The sequence below is a fragment of the Pseudocitrobacter sp. 2023LY-00077 genome (genome assembly GCF_055796175.1).
Genome location: NZ_JBSPEI010000076.1, coordinates 1 through 603, shown reverse-complemented (window position 1 = coordinate 603; position 603 = coordinate 1). Strand labels below are relative to the sequence as shown.

The 603-nt window shown below is 49.9% G+C and carries 1 protein-coding gene; it reads right to left on the bottom strand.

Going from position 1 to position 603, the window contains the following annotated elements:
* Nucleotides 1–526: tail assembly protein (locus ACWWFX_RS25425; RefSeq protein WP_473225119.1), on the bottom strand; the 526-nt coding region annotated here is incomplete at its 3' end.
* Between the last annotated feature and the right edge of the window lie 77 nt (nucleotides 527–603).

The window sequence follows — 603 nt, the reverse complement described above, 5'->3', positions numbered from 1 at the left end:
CATAAAGCAGGGGGACGGGATTGCCAGATGCTGTTGTGTTAACGGGCCCACCAAACGCATAAGAGGGTTTGTTATCAGGATCCTGCCGCATTCGCAGACCTGATACCTGAGGGGAGAGCATTTGCACCACGCCACCAACTGCCATAGAACCAGCTGCAGCATATAGCGCCATTTGTGTACCTGCAGCCCATCCTATTGGGTTCCACCAGGTGAAAGCCACAATTGCGGCGGCTGTAATAATTTGAAAGAGTCCCGCCCTTTTACTACCGCGTATGACAGGGATAATGCGAAGTTCATCGCCAGGCCCAAGAAGCTCATACTCTTCCTTGCCTATGTTAATTTTGTTTCGGAAGATGACAAAATCCAGCCCTTTCGCTCTGGTCTCGCGCAGGTAAGCATCAAAGCCATCAATGGTGTTAGAAAGCGCTCTGAATACTTCGCTGGCGGACGTTAGTGATCGGCGATGTGTCCTGCCGAATCGCTGAGCCATTGAGCCGCTGAGTTTGATAACGGTTTTTCTTTCCATTACATCAAATCCTTATAACGCAGAATTTTGATGGTACGGTCACGGTAATAGCCACCGTAGGGAATACGCTGGCTTAG